The organism is Tessaracoccus lacteus, from assembly GCF_029917005.1.
GTDB lineage: Bacteria > Actinomycetota > Actinomycetes > Propionibacteriales > Propionibacteriaceae > Arachnia > Arachnia lactea.
This window is the reverse complement of sequence record NZ_CP123967.1, coordinates 1923044-1942598: the sequence shown is the minus strand read 5'-3', so window position 1 is coordinate 1942598 and position 19555 is coordinate 1923044. Positions and strand designations below refer to the sequence as shown.

Annotated in this window: 16 protein-coding genes and 1 tRNA gene; 10 read left to right on the top strand and 7 right to left on the bottom strand. The window is 69.4% G+C overall.

Annotated features, from left to right (window positions below; translation table 11 throughout):
* The first annotated feature begins 58 nt into the window (after nucleotides 1-58).
* Genes QH948_RS09005 through QH948_RS08990 form a run of 4 tightly spaced genes read left to right on the top strand, consistent with a single transcriptional unit; the run spans nucleotide 59 to nucleotide 3736 of the window.
* Nucleotides 59-430 (top strand): YraN family protein, encoded by a 372-nt coding sequence (locus tag QH948_RS09005; protein ID WP_281144101.1) that lies wholly within the window; start codon nucleotides 59-61, stop codon nucleotides 428-430.
* Nucleotides 427-1959, top strand: coding sequence for a YifB family Mg chelatase-like AAA ATPase (locus QH948_RS09000; protein WP_498371057.1), 1533 nt, complete (start codon nucleotides 427-429; stop codon nucleotides 1957-1959). The genes QH948_RS09005 and QH948_RS09000 overlap by 4 nt, the downstream gene beginning before the upstream one ends.
* Nucleotides 1956-3068 (top strand): DNA-processing protein DprA, encoded by a 1113-nt coding sequence (gene dprA / locus QH948_RS08995; RefSeq protein WP_281144100.1) that lies wholly within the window; start codon nucleotides 1956-1958, stop codon nucleotides 3066-3068. Before QH948_RS09000 ends, dprA begins: the two co-directional genes overlap by 4 nt.
* A gap of 5 nt (nucleotides 3069-3073) precedes the next feature.
* On the top strand, nucleotides 3074-3736 hold the full coding sequence (locus QH948_RS08990) for an HAD family hydrolase (RefSeq protein WP_281144099.1): 663 nt from the start codon (nucleotides 3074-3076) through the stop codon (nucleotides 3734-3736).
* Here the strand turns inward: QH948_RS08990 and QH948_RS08985 are convergent.
* The 5 genes from QH948_RS08985 to QH948_RS08965 form a co-directional block, all read right to left on the bottom strand.
* On the bottom strand, nucleotides 3717-7097 hold the full coding sequence (locus tag QH948_RS08985; protein WP_281144098.1) for a PPi-type phosphoenolpyruvate carboxykinase family protein: 3381 nt from the start codon (nucleotides 7095-7097) through the stop codon (nucleotides 3717-3719). The two genes, QH948_RS08990 and QH948_RS08985, sit on opposite strands and share 20 nt — an antisense overlap.
* Nucleotides 7098-7178: 81 nt before the next feature.
* Nucleotides 7179-7565 carry a hypothetical protein gene (locus QH948_RS08980; protein ID WP_281144097.1) on the bottom strand — a complete coding sequence of 129 codons (387 nt, stop codon included), beginning with the start codon at nucleotides 7563-7565 and terminating at the stop codon, nucleotides 7179-7181.
* 830 nt (nucleotides 7566-8395) lie between these two features.
* On the bottom strand, nucleotides 8396-9178 hold the full coding sequence (locus QH948_RS08975; RefSeq protein ID WP_281144096.1) for a hypothetical protein: 783 nt from the start codon (nucleotides 9176-9178) through the stop codon (nucleotides 8396-8398).
* On the bottom strand, nucleotides 9150-10160 hold the full coding sequence (locus QH948_RS08970) for a type IV toxin-antitoxin system AbiEi family antitoxin (protein ID WP_281144095.1): 1011 nt from the start codon (nucleotides 10158-10160) through the stop codon (nucleotides 9150-9152). Before QH948_RS08970 ends, QH948_RS08975 begins: the two co-directional genes overlap by 29 nt.
* Nucleotides 10161-10384: 224 nt before the next feature.
* Nucleotides 10385-10472 (bottom strand) — tRNA-Leu (locus tag QH948_RS08965).
* A 130-nt stretch (nucleotides 10473-10602) separates the two neighbouring features.
* Between QH948_RS08965 and QH948_RS08960 the strand changes: the two genes are divergently transcribed.
* The 6 genes from QH948_RS08960 to QH948_RS08935 all read left to right on the top strand — a co-directional run bounded on the left by QH948_RS08960 (nucleotide 10603) and on the right by QH948_RS08935 (nucleotide 17056).
* Nucleotides 10603-10977, top strand: coding sequence for a DUF3224 domain-containing protein (locus QH948_RS08960; protein ID WP_281144094.1), 375 nt, complete (start codon nucleotides 10603-10605; stop codon nucleotides 10975-10977).
* Between the two features lie 200 nt (nucleotides 10978-11177).
* On the top strand, nucleotides 11178-12182 hold the full coding sequence (locus QH948_RS08955) for an ABC transporter permease (protein ID WP_281144093.1): 1005 nt from the start codon (nucleotides 11178-11180) through the stop codon (nucleotides 12180-12182).
* Between the two features lie 52 nt (nucleotides 12183-12234).
* Entirely contained in the window at nucleotides 12235-13968 is a 1734-nt protein-coding gene (locus QH948_RS08950; protein WP_281144092.1) for an ABC transporter substrate-binding protein, read from the top strand.
* A gap of 63 nt (nucleotides 13969-14031) precedes the next feature.
* Entirely contained in the window at nucleotides 14032-15045 is a 1014-nt protein-coding gene (locus tag QH948_RS08945; protein WP_281144091.1) for an ABC transporter permease, read from the top strand.
* On the top strand, nucleotides 15045-16067 hold the full coding sequence (locus QH948_RS08940; protein WP_281144090.1) for an ABC transporter ATP-binding protein: 1023 nt from the start codon (nucleotides 15045-15047) through the stop codon (nucleotides 16065-16067). The genes QH948_RS08945 and QH948_RS08940 overlap by 1 nt, the downstream gene beginning before the upstream one ends.
* A gap of 8 nt (nucleotides 16068-16075) precedes the next feature.
* Entirely contained in the window at nucleotides 16076-17056 is a 981-nt protein-coding gene (locus QH948_RS08935; RefSeq protein WP_281144089.1) for an ABC transporter ATP-binding protein, read from the top strand.
* Here QH948_RS08935 and QH948_RS08930 read toward each other — a convergent pair.
* Together QH948_RS08930 and QH948_RS08925 are read right to left on the bottom strand one after the other, a co-directional pair.
* Nucleotides 17053-18414 (bottom strand): plasmid pRiA4b ORF-3 family protein, encoded by a 1362-nt coding sequence (locus QH948_RS08930; RefSeq protein ID WP_281144088.1) that lies wholly within the window; start codon nucleotides 18412-18414, stop codon nucleotides 17053-17055. The genes QH948_RS08935 and QH948_RS08930 overlap by 4 nt on opposite strands.
* Nucleotides 18415-18589: 175 nt before the next feature.
* Nucleotides 18590-19552: an aldo/keto reductase gene (locus QH948_RS08925; RefSeq protein WP_281144087.1), complete on the bottom strand. Its 963-nt coding sequence runs from the start codon at nucleotides 19550-19552 to the stop codon at nucleotides 18590-18592.
* Nucleotides 19553-19555: the final 3 nt, after the last annotated feature.

Here is a 19555-nt window from a genome sequence, read left to right as displayed (position 1 = left end):
GTAGCCGGCTGGCATTTGCGCGCCCGGATCCGCCATCACTGAGATGGAGGTGGATGCGATGTGCAACGCGCGGGCCGAGTTCGGCCGTAGGGGGGAGGACCTCGCCGCAGCGTATGTGGCGGGGCTCGGGTGGACGATTCTGACCCGTAACTGGCGCTGCCCGGAGGGCGAGGCGGACATCGTCGCGCTCGACCACGAGGCCGGGGCGCTGGTGATCGTGGAGGTGAAGTCACGCTCGGGCCTGGGCTACGGTCATCCCCTCGACGCCATCACCTTCGAGAAGGCCAGGCGGCTGCGGCGACTCGCGGCGATCTACGCGAAGGGCGCCCGGGCCCACGTGCGCCTGCTGCGGGTCGACGCGATCGGCGTCCTGTGGCCGCCGGGCAAAGATCCGGAGCTGATCCACGCCCGCGGGATCGAGGAGCGGTGAGGCCATCGGCATGGTCGGTCGCGCTGTCCGGCATCGACGGCGTGCCCGTCGAGGTGGAGGCGGCCAAGGGCGGCGGGCTACCCCGGACGCTGCTGGTCGGGCTGCCGGACAAGGCGCTGTCGGAGGCCAAGGATCGGGTCAAGGCCGCCGTCGCAGCCGAGGGGTTGCCGTACCCGCCCCAGCTGGTCACCATCAACCTGTCGCCGGCCAGCCTGCCGAAGATGGGCTCGCATTACGACGTGGCCATCGCCGTGGCGGCCATGGCCGCGGAGGGCGGCGTCCGGCCCGGGCTGCTGTCGCGGACGGTGCTGCTGGGGGAGCTCAGCCTCGACGGGCGCGTGCGCCGCGTGCGCGGGGTGCTGCCCGCGCTGCTCGCGGCGGCCAGGGCGGGGTTCGACCACGCCATCGTGCCGACGGGGCAGCAGGACGAGGCCTCGCTGGTGCCTGGCCTGACCGTGTGGGCAGCCGGACGGCTGCAGGAGGTGGCGCTGATCCTCAACGGGAAGCCGGTGGACAACCCGACGGAGTCGGCGGATCCGTCCTGGCTGCCTGCCGAGGACCGCGCCGACGGGCACGCGGACCTGTCCGACGTCATCGGCCACGCGGACGGGCGCTTCGCGCTGGAGGTCGCCGCGTCGGGCAGGCACCACCTGTTCCTGCACGGCGCGCCGGGCGTCGGAAAGACGATGCTGGCGTCGCGTCTCCCATCCATCCTGCCCGACCTCACCCTCGACGAGTCGGTCGAGGTGTCCGCGGTGCACTCGCTGGCGGGGCGGAGGCTGGACGGGCTCGTGACCCGGCCACCGTTCGCGGACCCGCACCACACGGTGACGCCGGTCGCGCTGGTGGGCGGGGGATCGGGCGAACTGCGCCCCGGCGAGATCTCGCTGGCCCACCGCGGGGTCCTGTTCCTGGACGAGGCGCCCGACTTCGGCCCGAAGCTGGACGCGCTGCGCACGCCGCTCGAGGGTGGCTGGATCACCGTCAATAGGGCGCGGGCGTCCGCGCGCTTTCCCGCACGGTTCCTGCTCGTGCTCGCCGCCAACCCCTGTCCCTGCGGCATGCACGGCGTGGCCGGGGCGGAGTGCCGCTGCGACGCCGTCAAGGTGCGCAGATACCAGGACCGCCTGAGCGGCCCCATCATGGACCGGATCGATCTGCGGCACCACATGACCGGGGTCAACCGGGTGTTGGCCGACCTGGGGGAGTCCGCTCCCGAGCCCAGCTCCACGGTGCTGCAGCGGGTTCTGGAGGCCAGGGACCGGCAGGCGCGGCGACTCCGCGGCACCCCGTGGAGCACCAACGGCGAGATCCCCGGGCCGTACCTGCGCAGACACCTCCCGCTGCCGCAGGATCTCGGCGCCCTCAATAACGCCCTCGAGCGCGGCCGGCTGAGCATGCGCGGCGTCGACAAGGTCCTGAAGGTCGCCTGGACCCTGACCGACATGTCAGGCCGCGACGTGCCCGGCGGGCGCGAGGTGCGGGCGGCGCTCCAGCTACGGCTGGGCAGCGCGCGGAGCGCGGCGTGAACCGCGAACGGATGGCCCGGATGGGGCTCTGTGCCCTGAAGGCCTGGAGTTCCCCGGCGCTGGCCAGGGCCTGGCAGGACTTCGGAGCGGCCGAGCTCTGGGAGGCGCTCGTCGCGGAGGGCGAGTCGTCGACGTTCGGGCGCCGGGCGGCGGTGGTCGATCCGGCGGCCGTCGCCGCGGCGGGCCAGGCGTGTGGGGCCCGGTTCATCATGCCGGGTGACGAGGAGTGGCCCGCGCCGCTGGCCGACCTGGAACACGTAGAGGTGGCGGGCATGGGAGGGACGCCGGCGGGGCTCTGGCTGCGGGGCGAATACCTGGGCGCCGTGGACCGCGCCGTCGCGTTGGTCGGCGCCAGGGCCTGCACGAGCTACGGAGAGCACACTGCAGTCGGGCTGGCCGCCGACCTCGCCGCGGCGGGGCACCCGGTCGTATCGGGGCTGGCCTTCGGGATCGACGCCGCCGCTCACCGCGGCGCGCTCGGCGCTGGCGGGATCACGCACGCGGTGCTGGCCGGAGGCCTCGACGAGCCCTACCCCAGCGCCCACGCGCGCCTCGCCAAGTCGGTGGCGGCCTCCGGGACCCTGATCAGCGAGCTACCGCCGGGGGAACGGCCGAGCAGGCACGCCTTCCTCGCGAGGAACCGGATCATCGCCGCGCTGTCGGGCATCGTCGTGGTGGTGGAGGCCGCCGCGCGGTCGGGGGCGAAAAACACGGCCTCCTGGGCCGCCGCACTCGGCCGGCCTGTCGCGGCCGTGCCCGGCCCAGTCACGTCGTCGCTGTCGGTCACCCCGCACCGGCTGATCCGCGACGCGGAGGCCACTCTCGTGACAAGCGCCGACGAGATCCGGGCGCTGCTCGCCCCTCCGGGCTCCGTGCCTGAGGAGTCCTCGAGGGGAGAGTCCGTGCCGATCGACCGGCTGCCCGGACCGCTGCGCGAGCTGCGGGAGGCAGTCGGCAGCGGGGAGCGGGTGACGGCTGCGCAGCTGTCGGCGCGGACGGGCCAGCGCATCATCGACGTGCTGGACGGGGCCCAGCAGCTGATCGAGAGCGGATGGCTGCAGCTCAGCGGGGACGGGGAGTTCTCCCTCCCGTCCCGGAGGCTAGGCTGAGGCGCATGGCAGCGATCATCTTCGACCTCGACGGCACCCTGATCGACACGGAGGAGAGCTGGGACATCGTCCGGCGCGGCCTCGCCCGCGACGCGGGGCTGGCCTGGCCGGACGGGGCCACGCAGGCGATGATGGGCATGAGCACGCAGGAATGGAGCGCCTACCTCGTCGACGCTGTGGGCCTCCCCGTGACGCCCGATGAGGCGGCCCGGCTGACCATCGAGGCGATGGCCGCGCACCACCGCGCCGGCGTCGATGTCCTCCCCGGCGCCGTCGAGGCGGTGCGGCGGATGGCGGACCGCTACCCGGTGGCGATCGCCAGCTCGTCGCCGCGGGTCCTGATCGACGCGGCCGTCGAGGCGCTCGGCATCGGAGACCTGCTGCAGGCCACCGTCTCCACAGAGGAGGTCGAGCGCGGGAAGCCCGCGCCGGACGGCTACCTGCGGGCGTGTGAGCTGCTGGGCGTCGCGCCCGGCGAGGCCGTCGCCGTCGAGGACGCCCCCAATGGCATCCGCTCGGCGCTGGCCGCAGGCATGGCGGTCGTCGCCGTCCCCCCGCACTTCCACCCGCCGAGCGCCGAACTGCTGGCCGAGGCCACCGTGGTGGAGAGCCTCGACCAGCTCACGCTCGACGTCGTGGCGGAGGCGCTCAGCCGAGCCGCCAGCTGACCTGCCTCCCCAGCGTTCCCTTCAGGCGCTCCGGCGCCTCCGGGGAACTGGCGTCCGCCAGGGCGGACTGCATCGCGGAGATCTTCTCCACGATCCCGAGCCGCGCGGCCGCGGCCGCGTTGGTCGGCTCCTCCACGAACCGCTTCATCGCACCCACGGCCCGCTCCGCGTGCAGGGCCATCTGGTTCGCCTGCGTCAGCAGCCGCTCGGCGTACCAGGCGGACGCCAGCACGGTCTCGCGGTCGAACAGCGCCCGGAACTCCGGGTCCGCCAGCGTCCACCCCTCCGATGAGGCGCCGTGGGCCATGATCTCCAGCAGCGCCTTCAGCGGCGGGACGGCCAGGGCGATGGTGCCGTCGTCGAAGTACGACTGCGCCACCCGCTGATGCGTCGTGACGATCGTGCGGACGGACTCGGCGTAGGCGGCCTCGTCCTGCAGCTCCGGGCGCAGCATGTTCTCCGTGAACACCACGTGCGGGTGCATGAAGATGCGGCCGAAGTACTTCGTCTGGAACCGCTCCGTGATGCGGTACCCGAGCCGGCTCGCCTCGATCAGCTCGTCGCCGGCGCGGAAGTCGCCGATGCGCTCCAGGGCGCCCTCCTCGATCAGGTGGGCCGCGCTGCGCTCTGCGGGGGACATGCGCGAGAACAGCTCCGGGATCAGCAGCGAGATGTCGTGGTCGACGCGGACGCTGGGACCGATCACGCCGGCGGACGACAGCCAGCCGTCGTAGCCGGTCAGCGCGAAGGACAGGAAGGCCGCGTTGAGGTCGACGACCGATGGAAGCGCGTTGAAAGGCCCCTTCGTCATGGCGCCCTCGGAGCCGGCCCCGGTCGTCGACGGCGACTTGCCGGTCATCGACGAGATGAACTCCATGAAGAGCTCCGGCAGCTCCAGGTAGTGCAGCGGCGCGTAGCAGCACAGCGGCGGCACGCCCTCCTCCGCGGCGTTGTTGCGGCGGCCCGCCGCCACCACGTCGACGGGGAGCCGAAGATCCGCCGACACGGGCAGCCTGCGGAACATGTGGGCCGCGAGGTCCGCCAGCGCGGTCTCGTCGGGGCGGGAGTGGTCGGGGCGCACCTGCAGGTAGCGGGGGTTCTTGGACCTGGCGCCGTTCACGATGCGCGGGTTCGCGGAGCTGACGAAGAACGGGGCCTTCGCGTGGCCGTCGGCGACCTGGCGGATGAGGTCCTGCATCGGACGCGTGAACTGCGAGAACGCGATGGCGTCTTCCACGAGGGCACGGGCGTCCTTGGTGGTCAGCGGCTCGAAGTTGCTCAGGAATGGGCCGCCGGCGATGTCCGCCTCCGCCTGCTTGTCGTAGCCGCGGTGGATGGCGTCGTCGGGGCGCTGGAACAGCAACTGCTCGCAGTTGGTGACGTACTTGCGCGAGAGCCCGTCCTCGCGCCCGGCCACGGCTCCCGGCACCACGATGCTGGCGGTAATGTCGTCCTCGGTCTGTACCTTGGCCGCGGGGTGGAAGTCGTGCCGCAGGCCGAACAGGCGCCAGGAGCCGTCGGGGGCGAAGCCGACGCGCAGCATGTTCACGACGATCTTGTCGCCGTCGAGGCGGAGGGCGTGCCCGGCGCGGCCGTTGATGCGGCCGACGGAGAAGTGGCTGGCCCAGTCGCCGCCCCACTCGGGGCGGTAGAACCGCTTGACGACGAAGACCAGTTCCTTGATGTGATGCTCGATGCTCTCGAGCCACGCGTTGTACTCCTGCGTGTACTCGTCCGACGGGGTCAACAGCTTGATGACGGACCCGACGCTGCGGGCGTCCGACAGCAGCGGCCGGCTGTCCTTGTCAGGCGGCTGGATGAACCTGGTGGAGTAGTCGCGGTCGATGATGTCGGCGACCTTGGCCATGTCGTCGGCGAAGTCCGCGATGTACGCGTTGCCCTGCACGAACGCGTCGGTGATGGACTTGGAGATCTCCGACTTGCCGCCGCCCGAGACCGTGGCGGGCTTGTGGCAGGAGGTGGCGACGGGGGAGGTGCCCACCAGGGTCCACTGCTCACCGTCGGCCGCCAGGTGTGTCAGCTCGACGATGTATCCGTCGGGGCCGATGTAGTGGGTCGCGGCGCGCAGCGGGATGCTGAACTGCTCGCCGCCCCGCTCCCAGGTGACCGAGAGGTCGCGCAGCGAGAAGGTGGAGCGCTCGGGCACGAGCACGACGTCGGGGTGCTCGAGGTCGATGGCGTGGCCCTCGGCCTGCTGCTCGAACCGGTCGGCGTCGCGGGCGATGACCTCGTCGATGGTGTAGCTCGGGTCGGCGTACTTGTCGGTGAACGTCTGGCCGAGGTTGTAGCGGGGGAAGGCGATGGCGCCGCCCGAGTGCTCCTCCTCGACGCGGCCGAGGAGGTTGGCCGAGTAGCTGATCTGGGCCTTGACCTCCTTCTTGCAGTAGCCGAAGTAGTTGTCGGCGATCACCGTGACGATCACGCCGCGCTCGTCGCGCGCGCACGCCTTGAACGCGGAGCCGCCGTTGTAGCGCTCCTCGGGGTCGCTCCAGCACATGCCGTCGCGCTTCTGGCGCTCGGTGGCGTCGTCGACGTGGGGGAGCCCGAGCTCCTTCTTCGTGAGCTTCGTGAGGTGCGGCGCCAGCACGACCAGGCCCGAGTGGCCCGTCCACGACTCGGGGTTCAGGGAGGCGTCGTTCTCGGGCAGGTACGGGTCCCCGCCGTTGCGGAAGATCCCCTCGACGAAGTCGAGGTTGGCCATCAGAGTCGCGGGCGCGAAGAAGCGCGTCTCCATCGACACCTCGTCGGTGTAGCCCGGCACGTTGGGCACGACGACGGGGCGCAGCAGCAGCGAGACCCAGCAGCGAGGCTGGGGTTCCTGCGCGGACGTGTAGGGCAGGACCATGGAGTCCGCGGGCGGGTTGAAGGCGTGCTCCAGCAGCCTGCCGAACACGGCGCGGGGGACGGCGAGCTTGTCGTCCTGGATGGGCAGGCCACCCTCGGCAATGTGGAAGACGCCCTTGGTGGTGCGGCGGTCGTTGGCGGGGTTGTGCAGGATGCCGTTGACCAGCCGGTAGCTCGACAGGGTCTCCGAGGTGAAGGTGTCCCCGTCGACGGGGAGGCTCATCTGCCGGGCAAGTCCGGCCTGGTCGAGCACGAGTGTCTGGCGCGGCAGAGCCGGCGCGGTGCCGGTGCCCTCCAGATAAGCGTCGAGGAAGGTCTGGATCCGGGCATCCACGGCGGGCAGCCGGTTCTGCAGCCGACGACTGAGCTCACGCTGTCGGGCAAGGATGGGCCGCACCAGATCGGCGGCCTGCCCGGCCAGCCCCTCGTCAGGCAGGGGGATGCCGAGGAGCCCGAGGCGGAGGTTGATAGCAGCGGTGTCCGCGAAATTCGCCATGCTCCACTATGGCGCGTAGGAGAAGCGCAGACCAGGGGTGCCCGTCGTTCGGTCAGACCAGTTGCCGGCCTGACGTGTGTCCTAGACGGACGCCCTTGAGGCGGCGTGCACGCCCTCGATCGCGTCCACAACCTCCTGGTTCAGATGGTGCAGGTGCTCGACATGCTCGGTCGGCTCGCCCCGGTAGAGGGGGCGGACGGTGGAGAGGACCTCGAAGAGGTCGTCCTTCTCGAAGCCGGGGTTGCGGACCAGCAGGGACAGCGAGCCCGAGGAACCGCGGAGGTCCTTGATGCGGCCCTGCCAGCCCGGGTTGTGCAGCTTCGACGCGTCGGTCTTCATCTCGGCGGTCAGGGCGTCGAGCGCGGCGATGAGCCGCTCGACCGGCTCACGCACCGCGTCGCGGCTGAATGCGGTCGTCGATGGTTCGGCCGCCTCCTCGCCGCCGAAGAGCTTGCTGAACAGTCCCATGTGCGTACTCCCTCGTCGCTGTCAGGGCACAACAGTACGCGGTCGCGAGAAACCCTCCCCGCCGGAATGGTGTGGGTAGCACCGTCAGCGGAACTGCGCGAAGCGCAACTCGATCTTCGTGAAGATTGCCCGGCGCTGCTCCGGGGCTCGGCTGATTCCACTGTTCGCGGCGGTCCAAGCCGTACCCTGTGGCCAGTCAGGTGATCAATCCCGGACTCGTCCCGGTCTCACGATGGGGAAAGCCTGTCCCGGACCCGCTGACCCCCGGCGTTGTGCACAAGCTGGTCACTCAATGCGTGTGGATGTCCAGCTATCTGAACTACCTTCGATTCCGTGGTGGGATGAGTTCCGTTCCGTCGATGCGGGATCGGAGGAAAGGGGTCTTCCGGTTCGGCCATTGGAGATCCTTGCTCCGCCCCCGCTCGTTGGAATCCCGATCGACTGGACGCCGACTGGGTTGATGCGGGAGATGCCTGGACGCGGCTGAGTGACCCGGCAGGCTCCGCTGGGGTCGCCGCTGAACCCGGAGTCCTCCAGACACCTGGCCCCGATTTCGGCCCACCAGTCGGCATGTTCTGGAAGGTCGGCCCGAGCAAGTCCGTCGAGGCGCAACTCATCGCCGAGCAGATCTGTCCCGAGGATGCCGAGTGGATGGCCGTGGCTCGGGCAACCGCGGAGGAGAAGCTCGCCGCCGGGGCGCGCGACGCGACAGGCGCCGCGACCCGCTGGGCTTCTCGGTCTTTGCGCGCCGGACAGCGGCCACGGGCGTCTGGGACGCCTGAGCCGAGCGCCCTCTCGGTGGCGCCGCTCACACCGGGGGCAACCGGCGGTCAGCGGGTGTGGTCGTGGGTGTTCATGCCCGCGAGCCAGGCCTCGAGGAGAGCGTCGTGTTTCCCTCGCCACGCGAGTCGCAAGGCTGGTTGGATGCGATTGGCCACCATCAGCAATGTGGCCGCGCGGTCTGAGGAAAAGCATGAGATGGCCCGGCGGCCGAGCCGGTGAGCGCTGGCGAGCTCGTGATCGAAGTCGGTCGCGGCCAGGGATGCCGCATCGACCCAGGTCTCATCGCCGTAGCTGCCCTCCGACGCGGCTCGAAGTACGGTCAGGAGATCGTCGGCATCCTTGGTCTGGGCCGGCTGGCGCTCTGCGAATGCGATGAGCTTCAGCACGGAGATGAGCTCCAGTGGGGCGACGGGAAGCAGTCTCCCCGAGGGCAGGCGCACATGGTCTGCGAATGCCGCAGCTTCCGCGCAGCCGATGACCGTGAGGCTCGCCTCGTGGATGATGACCTCGCCATCGCTCTCCAGAGGTCCGAACGGCACGATGTCGACCTGGTGCCCCAGCAAGCGTCGGCGCTGCCAGGCGCGAGTGGACTCGCCGATGGTCTCGAGCGTCGTGTCGAAATCGACCGCGTCCAGTGCGGCCACGGCGACGTCGACGTCGTTGGTGGCGCGTCGGGGGAGCGAGACCTGGCCGAGAACCAGAGCGAGATCACGAGCGGTCGCGCCGATGAGTACCCAGTTCCCGGGGGCGCCCAGGGCGTCGACCAGCGCGTCGAGAAGATCGCCGGGGACCGGCAGGTCGCTACCGGTCAAGGGTGCGAAGGTGCGCATCGCTGCTCCTCAATCGGGCGGCCATCTCCACGGAGCGGGCATCGTTGTCGCGGAGCAGATCACCGTAGATCAGGATCGACGGCGTCAGGTCGGCCCGGGGTGATGGCAGGCCGTCGCCCCAGAAGCGCTGCCGGACCTCGACAGGGAAGGCGGTCACCGCGGTTGTCAGACGCAGGCGGGTCACCGCCGGCCCGAGCTCGGCGGTGTAGACGAGCCCGTCCGTGGCCCGGAAGTGATCGTCGAGAAGGGCCGCAGCCGCGGCGCCGCCGAGAAGCATGTCCTGCGGCTCCTGGGCCAGGGCCCCTGGCCAGTTCCCATCAGGCGCGTAGAGGGCGCGGTCGCTCAGGGAGCGAACGGTCAGCCGTTGGTAAGCCTCGGCCCACGTATCGAGCAGGCGGCCCGTGTCATGCAGGTCTCCGTCAAGCAGGAATCCGGCGGAGGCAAGTTGCGCCAGGGTGTTGTGCACGGTGCCGACGGACACCTTCGCGGCGGCGGCGAGCTCCCGGATCGGGCCCCCGGCCAACGTCGGTCTGCACAGCAGTGCGAAGGCCACCCGGTGGCTGGCGCGGTTCAGGGCAAGTGTGTCTGCTCCCCGTTGGCCTGCGGGGCCGGCGGGGGCAGCAACTGGCGCCTCGGTGCGGCCGGCCGTGAGGGCGACCGTCGCTCCATCGAGGGCCAGATGGACGTTGCCTCGGTCGTCCAGGAAGCTCACGCCCATGTCCGTGAGCTGTCGGGCTCTGGTGTCGTCGAACCGGTTGTCCACGACGAGCGTGATCCAGCCCGGTTCTGCGGAGGGGACCTCGGTGAGCCCGACTGCCGGTCGGACCTCCATCCGATACAGATGGGGTCCGCGGCGCAGGATGAGTCGCCGCCCCGCCTTGGGGTCCACCGACAGCGCGGTGACATCCCTGAGCCCAGCGCGGACCAGACCTCGCTGGACATCGCGTGCCAGCTGGTCCCCACTGGCGTTCAAAAGATCCATGCGTTCAATATATCTGAACAAGCCTTGAAATTGAACAGATCCTTCGGGCAGGCCGGTGGATTCAGAACCGGAGGAGTGCACGGTCCCGTGATGTGCGCCCTGCCGGAGCGAGGGCTGGCGTCGACGTGCCCCTGCCGTGCCCTTCGTGCGAAGCGGCTGGCGGATCTGGGCATGAAAAGACCCCAGCCGACTCGGCGATCTGCCTTGTCAACTGGGGGTTTCGCTGGTGTCCGAGAGAGGACTTGAACCTCCATGCCCTTAACGGGCACTAGCACCTCAAGCTAGCGCGTCTACCTATTCCGCCACCCGGACGAGTGGTGCGTTCCCTTTCGGGGCGCGACACGAAACACTAGCAGGTCTGGGGACGCGATGCACAATCGAGGCTCCCGCGGCGGGGCTTGGCGGCCTACGCTGGGGGCAGGACCCTGGTCGAGGAGGACCGATGGCTGTCGTCGCAACATTCGAGATCGAGATCACGCCCGCAGAGGGACTGCTGCCCGGTACCGGGCGCTTCGACTTCACCAAGCGATGGTCCGGCGACGTCGAGGGTGTCAGCAGCGGGCTGATGATGTCGGCCGGCACCCCCGTCGACGGCACGGCCGGCTACGTCGCCCTCGAGGTTTTCGACGGCGTGCTCGCGGGGCGTCGGGGGACAGTGTCCTTCCACCAGTTCGGATCCATGCGGGGCGGGGTGCAGGACCTGCGCTACGAGATCGTGCCCGGTTCCGGCACCGGCGAACTGGCCGAGGTCGGGGGAGTGCTCCGCCTGGAGATCGACGACGACGGCCTGCATCACGTGACGTTCGACCTCTCCTGACGCGACGCCGAACTGGGGCGTGCATCGGTTCTCCCGGCCCGGGCTGGCACCTACGGCGCTCGGCTCCCGCAGCCCGATTTCGCGATTCGTTGAACACATCGCAACGTGACTGTTACACGCACGTTCCCTACCGGTCACCTCTGGTTCGCTAACTTGTGCTCGCCGCCCTGCTTCGAGGAGCAGGGCAGTGAGGAGAACACATGTCAGCCGACACAGCGCGCGCCGCCGAGGCGTCCGATCCCGTTGCGGATGCCCGCGACGGAGCGGTGGCCATCGCAGGCCGTACGCCGTGGCAGATCGTGCGGACCAGACTGGTCCGGGACAAGGTCACCATGGTGGCCTTCGGCGTGGCGGTGCTGTTCGTCCTGCTTGCGCTCACCGCACCCCTGATGACTCGCTTCGGGATCATCAACCCCTACCTGAACAACAGCGACCTCGTCGGCGGGCTCGGGTCGCTGCCGATCGGGGATTTCGGCGGCGTCTCCTGGGAGCACCCGATGGGGGTGGAGCCTGGCACCGGCCGCGACCTGCTCTCGCGCGTGCTGTCCGGGCTCACCGTCTCGCTCGTGGTCGCGACCTCCGCCGTCGCGATCTCCGTGGTGCTCGGCACGATCATCGGCATCGTCTCTGGCACGGCGGGCGGCAAGGTCGACTGGTTCTTCTCCCGACTCATCGACTTCGTGCTGAGCTTCCCGCAGACCCTGATGCTCATCGCCCTGTCCACCATCACGATCGACCTCCTCCAGTCGGCCCTCGGCGTGGGGCGCACGCCAGCGTCCATGCTGTTCATGATCGCGGTGATGGGATTCTTCGGGTGGCCCTACTTCGCCCGCATCATCCGCGGCCAGGTCCTCTCGCTCAAGGAGCGCGAGTTCGTCGAGGCGGCCCGCTCATTGGGCGCCGGCCGAGGACGCATCTACTTCAAGGAACTGCTCCCGCACCTCTGGGCCCCGATCCTCGTGTACATGACGCTCGTGATGCCGCAGAACATCGCGACCGAGGCCGCGCTCGGGTTCCTGGGCGTCGGAATCCAGGCGCCGACGCCGTCTTTCGGGTCGATCCTCAACGACTCGGTGCACTACGCGACGTCCGACCCCGCGTACTTCATCTTCCCCGGCCTCACCCTGTTCCTGGTCGTCCTCGCGTTCAACCTCCTCGGCGACGGGTTGCGCGACGCGCTCGACCCCAAGGCGGATCGTCAGTGACGCCGCCCACCTGTTACTTCCCATCCCCAACCACTAGTGAAGGAGAGCGCCCATGAGGCGTAGCAAGATCGCCGCGGTCGCGGCACTGATGGCCGTAGGCCTGGTCTCGGCCTGCGGGTCCACCACGTCTTCGGAAAGCCCCTCCGGTGCGGCGGCAGCCGAGGCGGAACCCACAGCGGGCGGCACCCTGAACCTGCTCATCGGCACCGCCACCGAACACTGGGACCCTCAGCGCACCTACGTGGGCACCGCCATCGAGTTCGGCAACCGCGCCTTCGCACGCACGCTGACCACCTGGTCCGCCGTCGACTCCAACACGGAGCAGGCCACGCTGGTCGCCGACGCCGCGACCGACACCGGCACCGTGAGTGACGACGGCAAGACCTGGACGTTCACGCTCAAGGACGGCATCAAGTGGGAGGACGGCAAGGACGTCACCTGCGAGGACTACAAGTACGGCATCTCCCGCACCTATGCCGTCGACGTCATCACGGGCGGCCCCAACTACGCCATCCAGTTCCTGGACATCCCCAAGAACGACGACGGCTCGTCGCAGTACGCCGGCCCCTACAGCGGTGAGGGCCAGGACCTCTACGACAAGGCCGTCAGCTGCGACGGCAACGTCATCACGTTCAAGCTGAACCAGCCCGTCATGGACTTCAACAGCACCATCACGATGACGGCCTTCGGCGCCTTCCGAGAGGACAAGGACCAGGGCGACAAGTCGAACTACCAGATCTTCTCCAACGGCCCCTACAAGCTCGAGGGCACCTGGTCGCCGAACAGCGGCGGCACCTTCGTGCGCAACGAGTACTGGGACGCCTCCACCGATGAGGTCCGCAAGGCCTACCCCGACCAGATCGTCTGGGACGAGTCTCTGACCCAGGAGGTCGTCTACGAGCGCCTGATCGCCGACCAGGGCGACGACAAGAACGCCATCTCGTTCGACGCGGCCCCCGTCACCGCGCTCGCGAACACCACGTCGGCCTCGGACCGCACCGACATCGTCGCCTCGCCCTACACGCGCTACCTCGTGCCGAACTTCAAGTCGAAGGTCATGAGCGACGAGGTGGCCCGCGAGGCCCTCGCGCTCTCCGCCGACCGCTCGGCCTACGTCACGGCGAGTGGCGGTGAGGAGGTCGCCAGCCCGACCAACTCGCTGATCAACCCCGCTCTCCCGGCCTTCCCGGACACCCCGCTGCTCGCCGGTGAGTCCGGCGATCCGGCCGCCGCGAAGAAGCTCCTCGAGGACGCCGGCTACACCCTGCCGGTGTCGATCAACGTGGCGTACCGCAAGAACGACACGATGGACAAGATCTTCGCGGGCCTCAAGGAGGGCTGGGACGCCGCCGGCTTCGAGACGAACCTGATCGGGATTCCCGCCGAGCAGTACTACGGCACGCTGCAGTCCCCGGACTCGGCCGACAAGTACGACGTCTACTGGGCCGGCTGGGGCGCGGACTACCCGTCGGCATCCACCGTCATCCCGCAGCTCCTCGACAGCCGCTCGCAGATCAGCGAGGGTGGCCCCGGCCAGGACTACGGCTACTTCGACAACGACGAGTTCAACGCCGGCATCGACAAGGCCTACGCCATCGCCGACGCCACGGAGCGTGAGGCTGCCTGGGCCGCGCTCGACACCGACGCCGTCACGAAGTACTACGCAGTGATCCCGATGATCGTCGACCAGTTCGTCTTCGTGCGTGGCAGCAACGTGCAGGGTGCCTACGTCAACGGCACCTTCACCGGCTACTACGACATCGCGACCGTCTCGGTCAAGAGCTGATCTGACAGACAAACCGGGTGGGGGTGCGCCTTCGGGCGCGCCCCCATCTGCCAAGGAGCGGGCGTGTTCTACTACATTCTCAGGCGGATGATCTCCGTCGTCGTGATGCTGTTTCTCATCACGGCAACCACCTTCATGCTGTTCTACGCATCGCCGATCGACCCGGCCAGATACACCTGCGGCAAGAACTGCACGCCCACCATCCTCGAGGGCAACCGCGTCGCCCTCGGCTACGACCAGCCGGTCGCCGTCCAGTACGGCAAGTTCGTCGCCGGCCTCGTCGTGGGCCGCGACTTCCCCGACAACGAGGCCCTCCGCGAGGCCAACCCCGAGCAGGTCGTGCACTGCGCCGCCCCCTGCCTCGGCTACTCGCCGAGCCAGCACCGCACCATCAACGAGATGGTCGGCGAGGCCTGGCCCGTGTCCGTCTCCATCGCAGTGGGCGCCTTCATCCTGTGGATCCTCGTCGGCGTCGGCGGCGGCATCATCGCGGCGCTCACCAAGGGCCGATGGCCCGACCGCGCCATCGTCGGCGCGGCGCTCACGGGCTTCTCGCTGCCCACCTTCTTCGTCGGCCTCATCCTGCTGACCTTCCCGGCCATCAAGTGGGGCTGGGTCCCCATCCCTGACTACGTGCCATTCCACGAGAGTCCGATCGCCTGGGCCCAGAACCTGGTCCTGCCCTGGATCACGCTCGCCTTCTTCTACGCCGCCAGCTACGTGCGCCTGACGAGGGCCTACATGATCGAGACCCTCAGCGAGGACTACATCCGCACGGCCAAGGCGAAGGGCGTGCGGAGATCCCGCGTCGTGTTCCGCCACGGGCTGAGGGCCACGACGACGCCGCTGGTCACAGCGGCCGGCCTCGACCTCGGCGGACTGCTCGGCGGCGCCATCATCACCGAGTCGGTGTTCTCGATGCACGGCCTCGGCTTCCTGGCCGTCCGCTCCGTCACCAACATGGACCTGCCGACCATCGTCGCGATGGTGATGATCGTCTCCGCCTTCGTCGTCATCGCCAACATGATCGTCGACGTCCTGTACGGCTTCATCGACCCGAGAGTGAAGGTTGCCTGATGAGCGAACCGTTCCTGCAGGCCAACGATCTGGCCGTCCACTTCCCGACCGATGACGGCGTCGTCCGCGCCGTCGACGGTCTCAGCTTCACGCTGCGCAAGGGCGAGACGCTGGGCATCGTCGGCGAGTCCGGGTCCGGCAAGTCCGTCACCTCGCTCGCGATCATGGGTCTGCACCGCGGCACCCGCGCCAAGGTCAGCGGCTCCGTGATGCTCGACGGCACCGACCTGCTGGCCATCGGCGACGAGGAACTCCGCCGACTCCGCGGCCGCAAGCTCGCGATGATCTTCCAGGATCCGCTCTCGGCGATGCACCCGTACTACACGGTCGGAAAGCAGCTCACCGAGGCCATCCGCGTCCACGAGAAGGTGTCGCGGCAGGCCGCCCGCGCCACCGTCGTCGACATGCTCGGCCGCGTCGGCATCCCGAACCCGTCGCGCCGCTTCGACCAGTACCCGCACGAGTTCTCCGGCGGCATGAGGCAGCGGGCGATGATCGCCATGGCGCTGATCAACAACCCCGAGCTGCTGATCGCCGACGAGCCGACCACCGCGCTCGACGTCACCGTCCAGGCCCAGATCCTCGACCTGATGCGCGACCTCCAGCGGGAGTTCGGCTCGGCCATCATCATGATCACGCACGATCTCGGAGTCGTCGCCGAGATCGCCGACGACGTCATGGTCATGTACGGCGGGAAGGCCGTGGAGTACGCCGAGGTCGACGACCTTTTCCACCAGCCCGACCACCCCTACACCTGGGGGCTGCTGACCTCCATGCCGAGGCTCGACCGGGCAAAGTCGGAGCGGCTGCTGCCGGTCGTCGGCAACCCGCCGTCGCTGATCAACGTGCCGCCGGGCTGCGCCTTCAACCCGCGCTGTGCATTCACCGAGTTCGGCTCGCGACCCTGCGACGTGGCCGTGCCCGAGCTGGCCGAGTCATACCCGAAGCACGACTCGCGCTGCCACATCCCGGTGCCCCTGCGCGCCGAGCTCTTCGCCGAGCAGATCGCCCCGAGGCTGTAGGAGACACCATGAGCCTGCTTGCAGTGCACGACCTGAAGAAGCACTTCCCGACCTATCAGCAGAAGCTGATCCGCAGGGAGGGTGATCCGGTCAAGGCCGTCGACGGACTGAGCTTCACCCTCGACTCCGGCGAGACGCTCGGCGTCGTGGGGGAGTCCGGCTGCGGCAAGTCGACCGCCGGCCGCACGATCTTGCGTCTCCTGGAGCCCACCGGCGGGCGGATCGAGTTCCAGGGCAGGGACGTCACCGGCGTCAAGGGCGAGGAGTTGCGCCACCTGCGCCGCGAGATGCAGATGGTCTTCCAGGACCCGTTCGGCTCGCTGAACCCCCGCCACCCGATCGGCGCCATCATCGCCGCACCGTTCCTGATCCAGGGCATCAGACCCGAGGGAGGCGTCCGCCGCACCGTGCAGGAACTGATGGAGCGCGTCGGCCTCAACCCCGAGCACTACAACCGCTACCCGCACGAGTTCTCCGGCGGCCAGCGCCAGCGCATCGGCGTCGCGCGGGCCATCGCCCTGAAGCCCAAGCTCATCGTCTGCGACGAGCCGGTCTCCGCGCTCGACGTGTCCATCCAGGCGCAGGTCATCAACCTGCTCGAAGACCTGCAGGAGGAGCGCGACCTGGCCTACGTCTTCATCGCGCACGACCTGTCCGTGGTGCGCCACATCTCCGACCGGGTCATGGTGATGTACCTCGGTAAGACGATGGAGATCGCCGACCGCGACGCGCTGTACGAGCGGCCCATGCACCCCTACACACAGGCGCTGCTGTCCGCGGTTCCGGTGCCGGAGCCGCGCCGCGACCGGGAGCGGATCCTGCTCCAGGGTGACCTGCCCAGCCCCCAGAATCCGCCGTCGGGCTGCGTGTTCCGCACGCGGTGCCCCATGGCGAGCGAGAGGTGCGCCGTCGAGGTGCCGCTGCCCGTCGAGATCGAACCCGGCCACATCGTGGCCTGCCACTTCCCGAAGGTGCGTGACGTCGTCTAGACGTCAGCTCTAGCCCGGATGACGGTCCGGGCGATCGCTGCGACAGCCGTGTTCACCCCCGTGGGTCTCCAGTTCGCGCGCGTCGCGCCGGCAAGGAGGCGGAGCGCGTCGAGCGTTGGGCTGTCGGATGAGGGCGCGCGGTAGGGACCCTGACGGTCGCGCCAGCCGAGGCCGAACAGGAGTTCGCTGATGCTCTCCTCCCACAGCTCAGCGGGTGTCTCATTCGCGACGACGGCGAGAGCTATCCATCCGGCATGTCGCTCGGCGGGAGTTGTTCCGAGTGGGAGTCGGCCGGTGATGTGGCGCAGGATCGCCTGCGGATCATCCCGGCGTGCCGCTATCGCCCGGGTCGGAGCGATGCGGCCTTTTCGCACCGAGACGAGTCCCAGTGCCCGTGCCGTGGCGCGAAGCTCCCAGACGGGCCAGGTGAGGTCCTCGCGGTTGGCCTTGCCGATCCACCATCCGGTGATGCCCGTGCGATGTGCGATCTGTTCGACGACGACGGGTTTCAGATAGCCGGCGCCGGTGAGCGCCGCGCCGTCCCCGACAACGTCGAGCAGCACACGGAACGGCTCGGTGAGCTCGGCGGCATCGTCTGCGTCGATATCAGTGGTACCGGAAGCGGAGGGATGCGCGAGAGCGGTGCGCAGGCCTCGTGCGCCGCGGTTGCGAGACAGCTCGAGCAGCGACGCGAGTTCCTCGACGTCCGGGATCGGCTCGGCGGTCACGGCGGTGATCGATTCGTTCGTCTCATCCATGTCGAAGGCGTCGGGATGCCAGCCGGCGGGCAGCCATGCGCGACCTTCCTCAGTGCTGTCGAACACCTCGGGGCGGAGCGCGTCGTCGTAGTCGCTGCGCACCCAGTCAGCGAGTTCGGCGTAGCCCCAGACGCCGCCGCAGTCCTCCGGCGGGCAGGCGAGCTTTCCGCCGACGCACGTCGGAGCCGGAGGAGGGCCGTCGAGCACCTTCTCGACGCGGAGCACATGGTTCCAGTCATCGCCGGAGTCGTAGTCGTACCAGAGCCGATCGCCCTCGGCAGAGAGGAGCTGATCGAGACGCACGTCGTCCTCGAGCATCCCCTCGTGACCCTCGTCGAGGTCGAACTGGGTGAGGAACTCGGGAGGGCTTCGGTCGTTGCTCGTGCGGAAGCGGTGCAGGTGGCTGTCGGTCCATCCCATCGTCGCCTGGATCAGCTCGTGCAACCGGGGGAGGAGGATGTCGCCGGGGACCTCGACCCGTCGCCACACCGGCGGCTTCGTGCGCTGCAGGTCGATACGGATGCGGAAACCCCGCACCGTTGCGGGGACGGGGAGGAGCTGCGGCTCGGGACGGCGCCAGAGGTCGTCCAGGCCTCCCATGGCGAACGAATCACCGGGCCGAACCGACATCGCGCTCGCGCGGAGGTGGTCAAGGAACTTCCGAATGTCTGCCGCGTCGAAGCTCTGATCCGCCATACGTTCTCTCCCCGGTTCCGTGCGCTCGATTGACGCCGCTGCTTTACGGACAATTGTGGCTCAGCGGATGCTGGCCTCGTCAGCGGTAGGCGTTGGGGCCGCCGGAGATGTCGTCGAGCGCCGAGACGATCGGCGCGACGAGTTCCTTGCCGTCGGTCTCGAGCAGCTCCGCGAGCTGGTCGACGGTGCGCGGACCGATGAGGGCTGAGGCGACCTGCGGCGCGTCGCGCACCCACAGCATCGCCACCTGCGACGGTGTCAGGCCCAGGCCCTGCGCGGCGTGCGCGACGGCGTCGACGATGGCGGCGGAGCGGGGCTGCAGGTACGGCTCGACGAACCAGCCGAAGTGTTCGGACGCGCCGCGGGAGCCTCCCGGGAGGCGGTTCCCCCGGTACTTGCCGGTCAGCACGCCGCGGCCCAGCGACGACCAGGCGAGCACGCCCATCCCGTGGTGGCGGGCCGAGCCGATGACCTCGACCTCCGCCCGGCGGGCCAGGAGCGAGTACTCGACCTGCACGCTGCTGAGCTTCGTGCGGGAGCGGTCCGCCTCCTGCCAGGCGGCGGCGGTGGCGCTCTGCCAGCCGACGAAGTTCGACACGCCGACGTAGCGGGCCATCCCCCGGGCGACGGCGGTGTCGAGCGCCGAGAGCGTCTCCTCGATCGGGGCGTCGCCCCAGGCGTGCACCTGCCACAGGTCCACGTGGTCGGTCCGTAGTCGCGCCAGGGATGCCGTCAGGTCGTCGAGCAGCGCACCGCGAGAGGTGTCGATCACGCGGTGACCGCCGCGCACGACGAACCCCGCCTTGGAGGCGATGACGAGCGACTCGCGCGGCAGGCCGGCGGCGATGGCCTTTCCGATCATCTTCTCCGCGACACCGGCCCCGTAGGCGGGCGCAGTGTCGACGAGGTTGCCGCCGGCGGCCACGAACTCGGTGAGCATGTCGCGGGCCACGGGCCACTCGACGTCGCGGCCCCAGGCCATGGTGCCAAGCCCGAGGGCGGACACCTGCAGCCCGGATGATCCCAGCGGTCGTGTCAGCATTCC